At 66.2% G+C, this 15,529-nt stretch carries 15 protein-coding genes; 13 read left to right on the plus strand and 2 right to left on the minus strand.

The window, feature by feature from the left end:
* Window positions 1–277: 277 nt before the first annotated feature.
* The 4 genes from KBY67_RS13540 to KBY67_RS13555 are packed head-to-tail and all read left to right on the plus strand — an operon-like array spanning window position 278 to window position 5,641.
* Window positions 278–1,738 (plus strand): glucosyltransferase domain-containing protein, encoded by a 1,461-nt coding sequence (locus tag KBY67_RS13540; RefSeq protein ID WP_255111604.1) that lies wholly within the window; start codon window positions 278–280, stop codon window positions 1,736–1,738.
* A 4-nt stretch (window positions 1,739–1,742) separates the two neighbouring features.
* Entirely contained in the window at window positions 1,743–2,897 is a 1,155-nt protein-coding gene (gene mutT, locus KBY67_RS13545) for an 8-oxo-dGTP diphosphatase MutT (RefSeq protein WP_255111605.1), read from the plus strand.
* A complete protein-coding gene (locus tag KBY67_RS13550) occupies window positions 2,897–3,916 on the plus strand; it encodes a carbohydrate kinase (protein ID WP_255111607.1) in 1,020 nt (339 codons plus the stop codon). Before mutT ends, KBY67_RS13550 begins: the two co-directional genes overlap by 1 nt.
* A gap of 9 nt (window positions 3,917–3,925) precedes the next feature.
* Window positions 3,926–5,641, plus strand: a complete 1,716-nt coding sequence (locus KBY67_RS13555; RefSeq protein ID WP_255111608.1) for a glycosyltransferase family 4 protein — start codon at window positions 3,926–3,928, stop codon at window positions 5,639–5,641.
* Here KBY67_RS13555 and tsaE read toward each other — a convergent pair.
* The gene (tsaE, locus tag KBY67_RS13560; protein ID WP_255111609.1) at window positions 5,623–6,102 is read right to left on the minus strand and encodes a tRNA (adenosine(37)-N6)-threonylcarbamoyltransferase complex ATPase subunit type 1 TsaE; all 480 of its coding nucleotides are present in this window, start codon (window positions 6,100–6,102) and stop codon (window positions 5,623–5,625) included. The genes KBY67_RS13555 and tsaE overlap by 19 nt on opposite strands.
* A gap of 127 nt (window positions 6,103–6,229) precedes the next feature.
* On the opposite strand from tsaE, the gene ahcY reads away from it, so the two are divergent.
* Window positions 6,230–7,690: an adenosylhomocysteinase gene (gene ahcY, locus KBY67_RS13565; RefSeq protein ID WP_255111610.1), complete on the plus strand. Its 1,461-nt coding sequence runs from the start codon at window positions 6,230–6,232 to the stop codon at window positions 7,688–7,690.
* A gap of 59 nt (window positions 7,691–7,749) precedes the next feature.
* A complete protein-coding gene (locus tag KBY67_RS13570; RefSeq protein WP_255111611.1) occupies window positions 7,750–8,406 on the plus strand; it encodes a DedA family protein in 657 nt (218 codons plus the stop codon).
* A 21-nt stretch (window positions 8,407–8,427) separates the two neighbouring features.
* On the opposite strand, the gene KBY67_RS13575 is transcribed toward KBY67_RS13570, so the two are convergent.
* Window positions 8,428–8,844 (minus strand): single-stranded DNA-binding protein, encoded by a 417-nt coding sequence (locus tag KBY67_RS13575; RefSeq protein WP_255111612.1) that lies wholly within the window; start codon window positions 8,842–8,844, stop codon window positions 8,428–8,430.
* Between the two features lie 171 nt (window positions 8,845–9,015).
* Between KBY67_RS13575 and KBY67_RS13580 the strand changes: the two genes are divergently transcribed.
* The 7 genes from KBY67_RS13580 (at window position 9,016) to KBY67_RS13610 (ending at window position 15,516) form a co-directional block, all read left to right on the plus strand.
* On the plus strand, window positions 9,016–10,062 hold the full coding sequence (locus tag KBY67_RS13580; protein WP_255111613.1) for a rod shape-determining protein: 1,047 nt from the start codon (window positions 9,016–9,018) through the stop codon (window positions 10,060–10,062).
* 5 nt (window positions 10,063–10,067) lie between these two features.
* The gene (mreC, locus tag KBY67_RS13585; RefSeq protein WP_255111614.1) at window positions 10,068–10,832 is read left to right on the plus strand and encodes a rod shape-determining protein MreC; all 765 of its coding nucleotides are present in this window, start codon (window positions 10,068–10,070) and stop codon (window positions 10,830–10,832) included.
* Between the two features lie 3 nt (window positions 10,833–10,835).
* The gene (gene mreD, locus KBY67_RS13590; RefSeq protein ID WP_255111615.1) at window positions 10,836–11,348 is read left to right on the plus strand and encodes a rod shape-determining protein MreD; all 513 of its coding nucleotides are present in this window, start codon (window positions 10,836–10,838) and stop codon (window positions 11,346–11,348) included.
* A 4-nt stretch (window positions 11,349–11,352) separates the two neighbouring features.
* Window positions 11,353–12,678, plus strand: coding sequence for a sugar ABC transporter substrate-binding protein (locus KBY67_RS13595; protein ID WP_255111616.1), 1,326 nt, complete (start codon window positions 11,353–11,355; stop codon window positions 12,676–12,678).
* 130 nt (window positions 12,679–12,808) lie between these two features.
* Window positions 12,809–13,615 carry a response regulator transcription factor RpaB gene (gene rpaB / locus KBY67_RS13600; protein ID WP_255111617.1) on the plus strand — a complete coding sequence of 269 codons (807 nt, stop codon included), beginning with the start codon at window positions 12,809–12,811 and terminating at the stop codon, window positions 13,613–13,615.
* Window positions 13,616–13,685: 70 nt separating this feature from the next.
* Window positions 13,686–15,218, plus strand: a complete 1,533-nt coding sequence (gene lysS / locus KBY67_RS13605; protein ID WP_255111618.1) for a lysine--tRNA ligase — start codon at window positions 13,686–13,688, stop codon at window positions 15,216–15,218.
* Window positions 15,219–15,252: 34 nt separating this feature from the next.
* The gene (locus KBY67_RS13610; protein WP_006172906.1) at window positions 15,253–15,516 is read left to right on the plus strand and encodes a hypothetical protein; all 264 of its coding nucleotides are present in this window, start codon (window positions 15,253–15,255) and stop codon (window positions 15,514–15,516) included.
* Window positions 15,517–15,529 lie beyond the last annotated feature (13 nt).

The following is a 15,529-nucleotide window of genomic DNA, read 5'->3' on the forward strand; positions in this document are numbered from 1 at the left end:
TCTTCTGCCGAAGCCTGTGGATGCGCTTCTCCTCATCCCAGAATCCACGCTGTCCCATTCAGCTGTGTTGAACTGAACCAATTCTATAGCATATTTCATAGTCTGTCAGGGAGCGGCGTAGATTTTTCGAGGTGCCCTACAGTGATCGACTATCTGGGGATTGTAGATGGGGCGACCTGCTGGCTCAGACAGGCTTGAGGATTCAGATGTTGGCTCTATTGCACTCTTGGGGCCAGGAGCCCTGAGTCAATTCTATGCTTGTCTGGTGGCAGGATTATTGCTCGTTCTGCCGATCATTCTGTTCGTCCATCGCTACATCGATGATTACGGGCGTTCCATGGACGGGGAGTTCCGCTGGACCCAGGTCGGGCGACCACTGGCTGATGGCTTCTATGCCTTGCTGAACCTGGGTGAACCGGCGGTGGCAGTGGCCCCGCTGCATCAACTCGTAGCCGTGGTCATTGGGGCGCTCACGGCCGTCATTGCTGCTCGTTCCTATGGCTTGCGCTCACCATTTTGGAGCGCTGTGGCCACGTTGCCACTCCTGGGGCAGCCCTATGGCCTTGAGAATCTGTCCTATGGCTTCGACAGTTTTGGAATGGTTCTGGCCATGGGGTTGGCCGTTGGCGCCGCCGTGGTCATTCACCGAGCTGTGTCGTGGCAGGGCATGCTTGCGAGTTCGGCCCTGCTGCTTACTTCACTTTGCATCTATCCACCCGGGACTAGCGGCTTCATTCCCTTCGCGGGGATGTTGGTGGTCGGTGAGTGGCTCGGATTGGCGGTACCGCTAGCGATCAGGACCCCGTTGGCCTCAAGGATGGGAAGGATTGCGGCTTCCTACGGCATTGCTCTTGTCGGCTACATGGTGCTGATGAGGCTGGTCCTGGTTGAGCGCACCTCCTATGCCAACGAACAGGGTCAGATACTCCCCCTCAACGCAGCCCTGCCCACCCGGATACTGGCCCATGCCCTGGAGTTCTGGCAAATCATCTTCGATGACTGGAGCCGCTGGCCCATCGGCGTCCCCTGGCTGCTGCTGCTGCTGGCTTATGCCGTAGTGGTCTGGATTGCGGTCGGGCGTTGGCCGATGGCTCGCCGTGGCCGCCCGCAGAGGCTGGCTTGCACGGCCCTGGTACTGGGCGCAGTGGCACTGATCGCCCTGGTGTCGCCTGGCGCGTTGCTGGGTCTGGAGGATCCCTTGGCGCGGGTGCCACGGCTGCTGCTGTTTTTGGGCCCGTTGCTCTCGGCCCTGGCTCTTCAGATCGTGGCGGGCACGGCCCAGCTGCGCTGGAGGGTGATTCTGCGGGGGGCGGTAGCGGCTATGGCCTGGTTGCTGGTGGTGGTGTCCTATGCCTACGGCCATGCCACCTCCGCCCAGGCGATCTATGAAGAAGGCAGGATCTCACGGCTGATCGACGGCATCTCCAGGCTGCAGACACGGCTGCCGGAGGGCACGATCACGGCGATCCGTTTCGAAGGTGGGATGCCGCAATCCCCAGTGCTGCATAACAGCCAGACCAAGTTCCCATTGCTGGACCGCCTGATCCCCCGGCTGATCAATGACGACTGGAGCTGGGGACGCGAGCAGTTGAAGTTCCATGGCCTGGCACTGGAGCGCAGCCGACTGGAGCCGGGGGCATTTCCAGCTGAGCCTTGCGCTTCTTCAGGCAGCACGGCCTGCAGCGCTGAATACAGCCTGGAGGTTCAGGACGGCACCGTGCTGGTGCGGATGCTTTGAAGGCTTGAGGGACAGGATCGTCGATCAGCAGGCCTTGCGCCGGGATCTGCTCACCTGGCGGAGCCTGCATGGCCGGCAGGACATCCCCTGGACGCTCAGGCCCGATGGTTCTGAACCCCAGCCAGGGGAGTCCCTGGGCGTCTATGGCGTCTGGATTGCTGAGGTGATGCTGCAGCAGACTCAGCTGGCGGTGATGCGCCCCTATTGGCAGCGCTGGATGCTGGCCTTCCCCAGTGTCAGCGCCCTGGCGGAGGCGAACCAGCAGCAGGTGCTGCTCCAGTGGCAGGGGCTTGGCTACTACTCCCGTGCCCGCCGGTTGCACCATTCGGCGGCGCTGCTGGTCGCGCAGGGCTGGCCCAGGGATCTGGAGGGCTGGCAGGCCCTGCCGGGGATCGGCCGCAGCACGGCGGGAAGCATCCTCAGCTCCGCCTTTGATCAGCCGCAGCCGATCCTCGATGGCAACGTGCGCCGAGTGCTGGCGCGCCTGCAGGCCTGGCCCCAGCCGCCCCAGCGCTCGCTGGCACAGTTCTGGCGCTGGAGTGAAGAGCTGCTCGATCCCCAGCGGCCGCGCGCTTTCAACCAGGCCCTGATGGATCTGGGCGCCACGGTCTGCACCCCCCGCCAGCCCCGCTGTGGCCAGTGCCCCTGGCGGCCCCACTGCGCTGCCTACGCTGCAGGCGATCCCACCCGCTACCCCGTGAAAGACGCCAGCTCGCCCCTGCCTTTTCAGGTGATCGGTGTGGGGGTGGTGCTGGATGGCGCCGACCGGGTGCTGATCGATCAGCGCCTGGAGGAGGGCCTGCTGGGGGGGCTGTGGGAGTTCCCCGGCGGCAAGCAGGAGCCCGGTGAGTCGATCGTCGACACCATCCGCCGGGAACTGCGCGAGGAACTGGCGATCGAGGTGGAGGTGGCTGAGGAGCTGATCTGCCTGGAGCACGCCTACAGCCACAAGCGGCTGCGCTTCATCGTCCATCTCTGCCGCTGGAGCAGCGGTGAGCCCCAGCCCCTGGCCAGCCAGCAGGTGCGCTGGGTGGAGCCGGAGCGGCTGGCGGAGTTTCCCTTCCCGGCCGCCAACGCCCGGATCATTGCCGCACTGCAAGCCTGGCTTGGCGGCCAGGGCATGCCAGGCGAGGCTGGTGGGGAGCTGCCATTGGCCTGATGACCCCCCAGCCCCAGGTGCTCTGTTTCGGGGAAGCGCTGGTGGATCGGCTCGGTCCCCCGGGCGGTGACCCGGCCACCGATCGGCCCGTCGACGACTGCCTCGGCGGCGCTCCAGCCAATGGGGCCTGTGCCCTGGCGCGGTTGGGAACGGGCTCGGCCCTGCTGGGTCGCCTCGGCAAGGATGCGATCGGAGCCGCCTTCCGCGAGCTGTTCCAGGCGCGGGGTGTGGACACCCGAGCCCTGCAGTGGGACCCCCTGCGGCCCTCTCGCACGGTGCTGGTGCGGCGCGACCGCACGGGGGATCGCAGCTTCGGCGGCTTCGCCGGTGATCGGGGAGATGGGTTCGCTGATCAGGCGGTGGAGGCCGCCGCCCTGGCAGCCCCCCTGCAGGAGCTGATCGCCACCGCCCGCTGGCTGCTGGTGGGCACCATTCCGCTGGCCTCCGAAGCCTCTGCGGCTGCCCTGCGCCTGGCCCTGGAGCGCGTCGCCGCCGCCGGGATTCCCCTGGCCCTCGATGTGAACTGGCGTCCCACCTTCTGGCCGATCTCCGCCGAGCAGGCCCTGGCCAGCCTCCAGCCCCTGCTGGCCGCTGCGGCCTTGATCAAGGTGTCGGCTGAAGAGGCCGACTGGATTGCCGGCAGCCGTGACCCCCAGCGGATCAGTGCCTCTCTGCCCCAGGCCCCGGCGGTGCTGATCACCGATGGCCCCGGCGCCCTGAGCTGGTGGCTGGGGGGGCAGGTCGGTCGCCTGGAGGCCTTCCAGGTGCCGGTGGTGGATACCACCGGTGCGGGCGATGCCTTCCTGGCAGGACTGCTGCACCGTCTCTGCCAGGAGCCGCAACTGCTGGCCTCCGCCAGCGCCGAGCGGGTGCTGGAGGCCATGCGCTTTGCCAGTGCCTGCGGCGCCCTGGCGTGCCAGGGTGCCGGGGCGATCGATCCCCAGCCCACCCAGGCTCAGGTGCTGGCGTTTTTGGCAGATAGTGGTTCTCAGAATGACGGCAGCATGGGAGGTTGTTGAAAAATGCAGTTGAGCGAACTGTCGATCTTTCACCCATCCGGCCAGCTAGTCCGTCCCAGTAATCCGTTCGGAAAAGACATTGCCAACGCTCAGCTTTACCGTGGTTTACTCAGCTATGGTGGCTATAAGCGAATTCATATTCTCAATCAACTGGGTCTGACTGATGAGCAACTGAGCCAGGGACTTGATCCATCTGGTGATTCCCAATGTGCCATCAGTGGGGGCTCATTGATGTCGACGGAAATTCCCGCCCGCTGTGGTGTGCTCTTAAGGGGGCAACCGTATCTGTCCGAGCTGGCCTGGATCCGCCGCCGCGCTAGCTCCGATTCTGCCTACAGTCTTGTAGGGCTGATCCACACCATTGCCCCACCGGCGATTCGGGAATCCATCGGCGCCGCCGCGATTGCTCCAGTGCATGAGTGGGATGCGTTGATCTGTACCTCCCCATCCGTGCATCAGTCCATGGTGCAAATGTTTGACAGTTGGAATGAGCACCTCTCGGAACGGCTTGGCGCATGCCGCTCTCCCCGCCCCCAGCTGCCGATCATTCCCTTGGCTGTTGATGTTGAGGCGATTGCCGAAAATGCCTCAAACCTTCAGGCCCGCCAGCGCTTGCGGAGCAAGCACGCAATTGCGGAAGATGAATCGCTCGTGCTTTGGGTTGGCCGGCTTTCATTTTATGAAAAAGCCTTCCCTCAGTCCATGTTTCAGGCTCTGCAGGATGCTTCAGTTTCCTCAGGTCAACGTGTCCACTTTGGCCTATACGGATGGTTTCCTGGTGGAGAAGAAGACCGAAAGTATTACCTTGAGGCGGCGGCAGCCTGCGCCCCGGACGTGAATGTCATATTTTGGGATGGAAATGATAAAGATCTGCTCGCCGATTGCTGGGCTGCTGCAGACATTTTTTTATCGCTGGTCGATAACATTCAGGAAACATTCGGATTGACGCCAGTCGAAGCCATGGCTGCAGGCCTTCCCGTCGTCGCCAGTGACTGGGACGGCTATCGAGCCACAGTTCGAAATGGGCTGGATGGATTTCTGATCCCTACTCTGGCGGCCCCGGGCTCTCGACTCGGGGGTGTGATGGCAGATCTGCATGCCCTGGGCCTCGAGACGTATCAGGGGTATGTGGGGTCGGTGGCACAGCACACAGCCGTGCATGTTGGTCGGGCCGCCGAGGCCTTGCGTCTGTTGATTACTTCGCCCCAGATGCGGGCAGCCATGGGAGCCTCGGCGGCACGTCGAGCGCGGGAGTGTTTCAGCTGGCCCGTGGTGATCGCCCAGTACAAGGAGTTGTTCCAGGAGTTGGCAGCGCGTCGAGAGACAGCAGCCTTGAATCAGGCGCCTCGATCCAGGATTGCCGTCCACCCGCTCCGGGGAGAGCCGTTCGCTGACTTTGTTGGTTTTGCTACCCAGGTCCTGCGCCCCGGGAGCTCACTCAGGCTGCGAGGTGAGTCGCCTGACACTGGGTTTGAGCGTTTCAATCAGGTTGCCCTGAATCGGGCCTTTAGTCGCCTGCATGGAACACCCGAGGAAGCACGGCGAATCCTGGTGTTGGTGGGTGACAAGCCTGGGTTGAATCCTGCTGACCTTCTTCAGGCTTTCCCGCCGGCCAGGGCAGAATTCATCATTCTGACCATTGTCTGGCTGGCGAAACTGGGCTTGCTGGATTGGCTGGAATCCTCCCCAGGCCCACCATCGATTGTTCAGCAGTCCGGTGCCTGAACCAGGGCCCGGCGACCGTCAGCATCGATCTGGAGGTGCACCTGCCAGGCCGGAGTGGGGATGACGCCCAGCCGCTCCGGCCACTCCACCGCCAGCACCGCCTCCAGCTCCAGAGCCTCCTCGTCTTCCTGGGCGAACAGCTCGTCGGCTGCTTCGGGCTGCTCCAGCCGGTAGAGGTCGAGGTGCACCAGGTGGGTGCTGCGGCCGGCCAGCTGGCCGCTGTAGTGCTGGGCGAGGGCGAAGGTGGGGCTGGTGATCGGTTCACCGATGCCCAGGCCCTGGGCCAGGCCCTGCACCAGGCAGGTTTTGCCGGCACCGAGATCACCTTGCAACAGCAGCAGCCGCGGCCCCTCAGCCAGCAGCAGCGCCGCCAGTTCAGCCCCCAGCTGGCGGGTGGCCGCGGCGTCGATCAAGGACTGCTGCCAGCCCTGCCGACAGCTGTTGTGCTCACTCTTGCCCATGCCCTCACCTAGGCCCTCGCCCCTGCCCTGGCAGCGCCTGTAGATTCAGCTCCAGCGAGCCCGAAGCCTCGGCGTCTCTGCAGATATTTCAACCCATCGTCCTCCCTTGAGGGAGCGTCTTCAACCCATGGTGGTTTCCCCCCCCGCGGCCGTGGCCGACTCCACGCTCAGCAGTGCCCTGTCGGGCCTGCAGGTGACGTCGTCGTATGTGATCGCTGATCTCGGCCTGGCGGAGTTCGGCCGCAAGGAGATGGCCATCGCCGAAACCGAGATGCCCGGCCTGATGGCCCTGCGTCAGCAGTTCGGCAGCGAGCAGCCCCTCAAAGGCGCTCGCATCGCCGGCAGCCTGCACATGACAATCCAGACGGCTGTTCTGATCGAAACCCTGGTGGCCCTCGGCGCTGAGGTGCGCTGGGCTTCCTGCAACATCTTCTCCACCCAGGATCACGCCGCCGCCGCTATTGCCGCCTCGGGCATCCCTGTGTTCGCCTACAAGGGCGAAAACCTCGACGAATACTGGGCGTTCACCCACCGGATCATGGAGTGGGCCGACGGCGGCACCCCCAACATGATCCTTGACGACGGCGGCGATGCCACCGGCCTGGTGGTGCTGGGCACCAAGGCGGAGCAGGATCCCTCGGTGCTCGACAACCCAGGCAGTGAGGAGGAGATCGCCCTCTTCAACTCCATCCGCCAGCGCCTGGCGGCCCAGCCCGGGTTCTACTCACGCATCCACGCCCAGATCCAGGGCGTCACCGAGGAAACCACCACCGGCGTGGCCCGTTTGTACCAGATGCAGAAGAGCGGCGAGCTGCCCTTCCCGGCCATCAACGTCAACGATTCGGTCACCAAGAGCAAGTTCGATAACCTCTACGGCTGCCGTGAATCGCTGGTGGATTCGATCAAGCGCGCCACCGACGTGATGGTGGCCGGCAAGGTGGCCCTGGTGATGGGCTACGGCGATGTGGGCAAGGGTTCGGCCCAGTCGCTGCGCGGCCTGGGGGCCAGCGTGATGATCGCTGAAGTGGATCCGATCTGCGCTCTGCAGGCGGCCATGGAGGGCTACCGCGTGGTTCGCCTCGACGACGTGGTGGGCGATGTGGACATCTTCGTGACGGCCACCGGCAACTTCCGCGTCATCACCCACGATCACCTGCTCCGTATGCGCGATCAGGCGATCGTCTGCAACATCGGCCACTTCGACAACGAGATCGATGTGGCCTCCCTCAAGCAATACCCCTGGGACAACATCAAGCCCCAGGTGGATCACGTCCTGCTGCCCAGCGGCAACAGGATCATCCTGCTGGCCGAAGGCCGGCTGGTGAACCTGGGCTGCGCCACCGGTCACCCCAGCTTCGTGATGAGCAATTCCTTCACCAACCAGGTGCTGGCCCAGATCGAGCTGTTCAGCAAAGGCGACCAATACGGCAAGGAGGTCTACGTGTTGCCCAAGCACCTCGATGAGATGGTCGCCCGCCTCCACCTCGACAAGATCGGCGTTCGGCTTACCGAGCTCACCCCCGAGCAGGCCGACTACATCAACGTTCCTGTCGAGGGCCCCTACAAGTCGGACCACTACCGCTACTGAGTGGCTCGCCGTGCCGGTCGCCCCATGGAAGAGACTTGCGGCACCGCAGATGACCCCGGATGGCGATCGAACTGATCCAGAAGTTGCCTGAGCTGATCGGTGCGGCTGTGGAGGCCAATCCGATCGCCGGCTACGGGGCCATTTTCGGGGCCATGTTCCTGGAGAATCTCTTCCCCCCCATCCCCTCAGAGCTGATCATGCCTCTGGGGGGGTTTTATGTGCAGCAGGGTCAGCTGGGCCTTGTGCCCGTGGTGCTGGCGGGGCTGGCGGGGACGGTGTTGGGGGCTCTGCCCTGGTACGGCGTCGGCCGCCTGGTCAATGAGGAGCGGATCGAGCACTGGCTGGAGCGCCATGGCCGCTGGATCGGCATCGGCCCCCAGGAACTGCAGCGCAGCCGCTCCTGGTTCAGCCGCCATGGCACGGCCCTGGTGTTCTGGGGCCGGCTGGTGCCGGGTATCCGCACACTGATCTCCGTTCCCGCCGGCATCGAGATGATGCCGATGGTTCCGTTTCTGATCTGGACCACTGCCGGCAGCCTGATCTGGACCCTGCTGCTGACAGTGGCTGGCATGGCCCTCGGCGAGGGCTACGCCAACGTTGAAGTGTGGCTGCAGCCCGTGACCCAGGTGATCAAGGTGCTGTTGGTGCTCTCCGCGCTGGCCTTCGCGGCCTGGCTGGGGCTGCGCACCTGGAAGAAGCGCCAGGCCAGCCGCTGAGGCAGGCCTTCCGGCCCCGTGTCAGAAAGGCACTTCTTCGCTGCTGGGTTCGCCACCGCCGTAGGCACCGCCGCCGTAATCACCCTCGCTGCTGCCCTCGCCATAGGCCCCCTGCTCGGCGTCCCGCTTGGATCCCAGCAGCTCCAGCCGGTCCACCCGCACCACGGGCTTGCTGCGCTCCTCACCGGTGGCACGGTCCGTCCAGCGGTCGAGCTTGAAGGAGCCGATGATGCCCAGCAGCGAGCCCTTGCGGACGTAGTCGGCGGCCACCTGGGCCTGCTTGCCCCAGATCTCGAGGTTGAACCAGTCGGGTTCGTCGTCGCGGCTGCGGCGGTTCACGGCCAGCGTCAAGTTGGCCACCACGGTGCCGGATTCGAAGTAGCGCACTTCGGGGTCTCGGCCAGCACGGCCGACGAGGGTCACGGAATTCACACCCATGGGGGTCTCCAGAAAAGGGGGGGGATGGGGTCACTTGGACCCATGATGCGCCACGTCCTGCAGCGCTTCTCTCTGCTGGTTCCACCCTTGGGCCTGGATGTCCCACCCCGGGTCCAGCTGGGGGCATCCAAGGGGGTCCACCTATGATTCGCCACGCTTGATTGCTCACCAGTGTTCTTCCGTCGTTTCCAGCTCTCCCGTGACATCGGCATCGATCTGGGAACGGCCAACACCTTGATGTACGTGTCCGGCAAGGGGATCGTCCTGCAGGAACCGTCGGTGGTAGCGCTCGATCTGGAGAAGGGAGTACCCCTGGCGGTGGGCGACGAGGCCAAGCTGATGCTGGGCCGCACCCCCGGCAATATCCGCGCCGTTCGTCCCTTGCGCGACGGGGTGATCGCCGACTTCGATGCCGCCGAGATGATGATCAAGTCGTTCATCCAGAAGGGCAACGAAGGCCGCGGCATCGTGGCGCCACGACTGGTGATCGGCATCCCCAGCGGCGTCACCGGCGTAGAGCGCCGGGCGGTGCGGGAGGCCGGTCTTGCCGGTGCTCGCGAGGTGCATCTGATCGATGAGCCGGTGGCAGCAGCGATCGGCGCCGGTCTGCCTGTCACTGAACCCGTTGGCACCATGATTGTCGACATCGGCGGTGGCACCACCGAAGTGGCTGTTCTCAGCCTCGGCGGCACCGTGGTCAGTGAGTCGGTGCGGGTGGCGGGCGATGAGATCACAGAGGCCATCACGGTGTATCTCAAGAAGGTCCACAACCTGGTGGTGGGCGAGCGCACCGCTGAGGAAATCAAGATCAGGATCGGCTCCGCCTTCCCCGACGACGCCCACGACGAATCCTCGATGGATGTTCGCGGCCTGCACCTGCTCTCCGGTCTGCCCCGCACGATCAACGTTCGCGCCGGTGACATCCGCGAGGCGATGGCTGAACCGCTCAACGTGATCGTGGAAGCGGTGAAACGCACCCTGGAGCGCACCCCGCCCGAGCTGGCCGCCGACATCGTCGATCGCGGCATCATGCTCGCTGGTGGCGGCGCCCTGGTGCGCGGCATCAGTGAGCTGATCAGCCACGAGACCGGCATCCTCACCCACGTGGCCCAGGATCCACTGCTCTGCGTGGTCAATGGCTGCGGCCAGGTGCTGGAGGATTACAAGCGTCTGGAGCGGGTACTCGACACCCCTGACTTCTCCCGTCTCTCCGCCTGAGTCCGGTGCCGTTCGGACGCATCTCCCGCGTCCCCTGGCTGAGGCCGGTGGTCGGAGCCTGGCCCTGGGCCCTGGTGGCTGCTGTGTTGGTGGCGGTGCGCCTCAGCAAGGGGGCCCTGCTCAGCGATGCCTACGCCCTGCTCAGCCGGCCCTTCTGGCCCGGCAGCGCCCAGAAGGAGTGGTTGCAGGCGGCCCAGCAGCTGGATCAGCAGACCAGGCTGAGCCAACTGGAGCTCGACAACCGTCGCCTGCGCCGCCTGCTCGATCTGCAGCGGGCCAATCCCGGCAAGGTCACCGCGCCGGTGATCTCCCGTGAGCCGGGCGACTGGTGGCATCAGTTGGTGCTGGGGGCCGGCGGGCTCCAGGGCATCCGGGCGGGGGATTCGGTGATCGCCCCCGGAGGCCTGATCGGGCGGGTGGCCAGCGTCACCCCCAGCACCGCCCGGGTGGCCCTGCTCACTGACTCCGCCAGCAAGGTGGGTGTCTGGGTGGCGCGCACCCAGCGCCATGGCCTGCTCACCGGGGTGGGCAGCAGCAGGCCGGTGCTGCGCTTTCTCGAGAAGGATCCCCAGGTGCGCCCGGGTGATGTGGTGGTCACCTCCCCCGCCAGCACCCTGGTGCCGCCGGGGCTGAGCGTGGGGGTGATTCAGTCGGTGGATGAGAAGGCGGTGCCGGCCACGGTCGCGGTGGTGCAGCTCAGCGCTCCTGTGGCCTCGGTCGACTGGGTGCAGGTGCTCACCCGTCAGGGGCCCGCTCCGGCGGGATCCTGAGCGATGGCCAGCCTGCACCGCCGCCCCCTGTTTGTGGTCAGTGCCCTGGCGGTGCCGCTGCTCACCCTGGCGGCGCCCGGTCTGTTGCGCATCGGCGGGGTGCCCCCCAGCTGGGCGGTGCTTTGGTTGCTGCCTTGGGCGCTGGCGGATGGGCCCCTTTCCGGTGCCCTGGCGGGTCTGGCCCTGGGCCTGCTGCTCGACTCCCTGCACCTGGGCGGTGCCACCCAGATGCCGGCCCTGGCCCTGCTGGGCTGGTGGTGGGGACGGCTGCCGCGGCGGGGGCCGCCGATCGAGCGCAGCTTCAGCCTCGGCCTCCTGGCCATGCTCGGCAGCACCTTGCTGGGGCTGAGTGTGTTGCTGCAGCGCCAGGCGGGTGCTGACTGGTCGGTGCTGCTGACGGCGGCCAACCTGCACACCCTGCTGGCCCAGGTGCTGGTCACGGCCCTGCTGGCACCGATGATCTGTTCGTTGCTGCTGCTGCTCTGGCGACGGCACAGTGCCAGCGCTCGGGGGTGATGGGATGAGGAAACCGCTGCTGGATCGAGCCTTCAGTCCAGGTCGTCGCTGGAGCCGGCGTGAGCTGCTGGGCAGTGCCCTGCTGGCGCTGCTGGCCGGCTGCGGGGTGCGCCGATCCAGCGGACCGGAGCTGCAGTTCTGGACCCTGGATCTGTCCCCCAAGTTCAACGACTACCTGCGCGGGGTGATCGCCGCCTGGGAACAGGAGAATCCGGGCCTGAAGGTGCGCTGGACCGATGTGCCCTGGGGGTCGGTGGAGCGCAAGCTGCTGGCGGCGGTGTTCGCTCGCACGGCACCGGATGTGGTGAATCTGAACCCGCTCTTCTCGGCCAACCTCGCCAGCAAGGGAGGGCTGATGGATCTTGGCCCGATCCTCCCCCCGGAGGCGTCCGCCACTTACCTGCCCCTGATCTGGCAGGCCAGCCGCCAGGACGGCGGCCAGTTCGCCATTCCCTGGTATCTCACAGCGCGGATCTCCCTGAGCAACAGTGATCTGCTCACCCAGGCGGGCTACAGCCAGCCCCCGCGCCGCTGGGAGGAGGTGCCGGCCTTCGCGGAGGCGGTCAGGCGCCGCACCGGCAAGTACGCCCTGTTCGTCACGGCGGTGCCCGACGACTCGGCTGAGCTGCTGGAGTCGATGGTGCAGATGGGGGTGACCCTGCAGGACCAGCGCCAGCGGGCCGCCTTCAACAGTCCGGCCGGCCGCCGGGCCTTCGCCTTCTGGTCCGACCTCTACCGCCACGGTCTGCTGCCGCGGGAGGTGGTGAGTCAGGGCTATCGCCGGGCCGTGGAGCTCTATCAGAGCGGTGAACTGGCCCTGCTCTCCAGCGGAGCCGAGTTCCTGCGCAGCATTCAGACCAACGCCCCCGGCATTGCCGACGTCACCCGGCCCGGGCCACCGCTGACGGGTCCCGACGGGCTGGCGAACGTGGCGGTGATGAATCTGGCGGTTTCGCGCCAGAGCACCAAAGCGAAGCAGGCGCTCAGCTTTGCCCTGTACCTCACCAATGCCGCCAACCAGGCCCGCTTCGCCGAGGAGGCCAGGGTGCTGCCCTCGGCGCGCCAGGCCCTGGAGCGCATCGAGCAGGGCTTGCGCCAGCAGACGCCCGCCAATGCCCAGGAGCGGCTGGTGCGCCAGGCACGGCTGCAGTCGGTGGAGACCCTCGGCCAGGCGCGGGTGCTGGTGCCCGCCACCCCCGGAGTGAAGCGCCTGCAGGCGATCTTGTACCGCCAGCTGCAGCGGGCGATGCTGGGCCAGATCGAGAGCGATCAGGCGCTGGCGGAAGCAGAGCGTGAGTGGAACGTGTATGCCGAGGCCCGCTGGCCGTGACGGGCCGGGCCCCCAAAACCTCCTGAATAAATCATTAAGTCTTGGCTGAGTCCCTGCGGAGAGGCTGGATCGTGGTCTCTCTGTTACGGCCTCACAAGGTAGAGTTGCTTTTCTTCATGACTGGACTCCGATGCCCCTGGAAGCGGATCCCCAGCAGCAGCAGGGGGAGTCTTCTCCGGAGTCTTCAGCGGAAGCCCGAGCCACCGTGTTGGTGGTCGACGATGAAGCCACAGTGCGCCGCGTGCTGGTGATGCGCCTGCAGCTGGCCGGTTACCGGGTGGTCTGCGCCGAGGATGGCGAGCAGGCCCTGGCCCTCTTCCACGACGAGCAGCCCGACCTGGTGGTGCTCGATGTGATGCTGCCCAAGCTGGATGGCTTCGCCGTTTGCCGCAGGCTGCGGGCCGAGTCCTGCGTACCGATCATCTTTCTCTCGGCCCTTGATGCCATCGCCGAGCGGGTGGCCGGCCTCGATCTCGGTGCCGACGACTACCTGCCCAAGCCCTTCAGCCCCAAGGAGCTGGAAGCCCGCATCGCCACCATCCTGCGGCGGGTGGGCCGCGGCTCCGCCACCGCCGAACCCCGGGATGTGCCCGCCGGCCAGGGGGTGATGCGCGTGGGCGATCTGGTGGTCGACACCAACCGGCGTCAGGTCACCCGCGAGGGGGAGCGCATCGGTCTCACCTACACCGAATTCAGCCTGCTGGAGCTGCTCTTCCGCGACCCGGGCCGGGTGGTGCCGCGGGCCGAGATCCTCGAGCAGCTCTGGGGCTATCCCCCCCGCCGCGCCGCCGACCTGCGCGTGGTCGATGTCTATGTGGCCCGCCTGCGCGGCAAGCTCGAGCCCGATCCGCGCAACCCCGAGCTGATCCTGACGGTGCGGGGCACCGGCTACGCCTCCCAGCGGATGGCCGAAGCGGCCGTCGCGGCCACAGCCTGAGCCAGCGCCTGGGCCACGGCCTGAAACCCCCGGTCCTTCAGGATGGGAGTCCCGTCTGAAATCTGTCCCCTTGCCGGAGACGCGCTTCAACCGCCTGGAGCAGGCCCGCCTGGAGAAGGCTGAGGTCCTCAGGGGCCTGGGTCAGGGGCCCTACGGCCTGCGCTTCGACCCCAGCCACCGCCACGCCGATCTGCAGCGCTTGCATGCCGATCTGGCCAACGGCCAGGAGCGAGACGAGCAAGTGGCGGTGGCCGGGCGGGTGATGACCCGTCGGGTGATGGGCAAGCTGGCCTTCTTCACCCTGCTCGATGAGACCGGCCCGATCCAGCTGTTCATCGAGAAGGCCACCCTGGCGGCTGCCCTGCCGGATCAGCCCGAGGCCTTCACCCAGCTCACCACCCTGGTGGACAGTGGCGACTGGATCGGGGTGAGCGGAAGCCTGCGTCGCACCGACCGCGGCGAGCTCTCGGTGAAGGTGACCGACTGGCAGATGCTCAGCAAGGCCCTGCAGCCCCTCCCCGACAAGTGGCACGGCCTGGCGGATGTGGAGAAGCGCTACCGCCAGCGCTATCTCGATCTGGTGGTGTCCCCCGGCACCCGCGAAACCTTCAGGCGCCGGGCCCTGCTGGTGAGCGGCATCCGTCGCTGGCTCGATGAGCGCCAGTTTCTGGAGATCGAAACGCCGGTGCTCAACGCCGAAGCCGGTGGCGCCGATGCCCGGCCCTTCACCACCCACCACAACACCCTCGATCTGCCCCTGGTGCTGCGGATCGCCACCGAGCTGCACCTCAAGCGCCTGGTGGTGGGTGGCTTCGAGCGGGTCTATGAGCTGGGCCGTATCTTCCGCAATGAAGGGGTGAGCACCCGCCACAACCCCGAGTTCACCACCGTCGAGATCTATCAGGCCTACGCCGACTACACCGACATGATGGCTCTCACCGAGGAGCTGATCGCCTCGGTCTGCCAGCAGGTGTGCGGCACCACGACGATCGAGTATCAGGGCGCCGCCATCGACATGACGCCGCCCTGGCGGCGGGCCACCATGCATGAGCTGGTGGAGCAGGCCACGGGCCTGGATTTCAACGGCTTCAGCAGCCGCGAGCAGGCGGCCGCCGCCATGGCCGCCGCCGGCCTGGAGGTGCCTGAGTCGGCTGACTGCGTCGGTCGACTGCTCAACGAAGCCTTCGAGCAACGGGTCGAGGACACGCTGGTACAGCCCACCTTCGTGACCGATTACCCGGTGGAGATCTCCCCTCTCGCCCGCGCCCACCGCAGCAAGCCCGGACTGGTGGAGCGCTTCGAGCTGTTCATCGTGGGCCGCGAAACCGCCAATGCCTTCAGCGAACTGATCGATCCGATCGACCAGCGCCGGCGCCTGGAAGCCCAGCAGGAGCGCCGCGCAGCGGGCGATCTGGAGGCCCACGGGGTCGACGAAGACTTCCTCCATGCCCTTGAAGTGGGCATGCCCCCCACCGGTGGGCTGGGCATCGGCATCGACCGGCTGGCGATGCTGCTCACCGACAGCCCGAGCATCCGCGACGTGATCGCCTTCCCCCTGTTGCGGCCGGAAGGCGCTCCGCCGATGGCTGTACCGGCGCAATGAGATAATCAAAGCTACTTGGACTATCCCCCAGCCCATGAGCGGTGAGCGCGTCGGTTTCCGCTTCAAACACGCGGATGCGGTGGTCAAGCGCAATCCCCAGGGTCGCTCCCGCCGCGGTTGGGTGATGGAGCCCGTTGAGCAGACCACCAGCCGTGGCACCAAGATGCCGGCCTACCGCATCCGCTGGCGCGACAGCGAACGTCCTGAGATCGTGCTGCAACACATGCTGATTGCCGATCCCGATCCCACTCCTCCCCCCGAAGGAGTGAGCCTGGAGCCCCCCGCTCCGAAGAAGTAGGCCCCCTCAGCCC

The organism is Synechococcus sp. RedBA-s, assembly GCF_024345495.1.
In the GTDB taxonomy this organism is placed as follows: domain Bacteria; phylum Cyanobacteriota; class Cyanobacteriia; order PCC-6307; family Cyanobiaceae; genus Regnicoccus_A.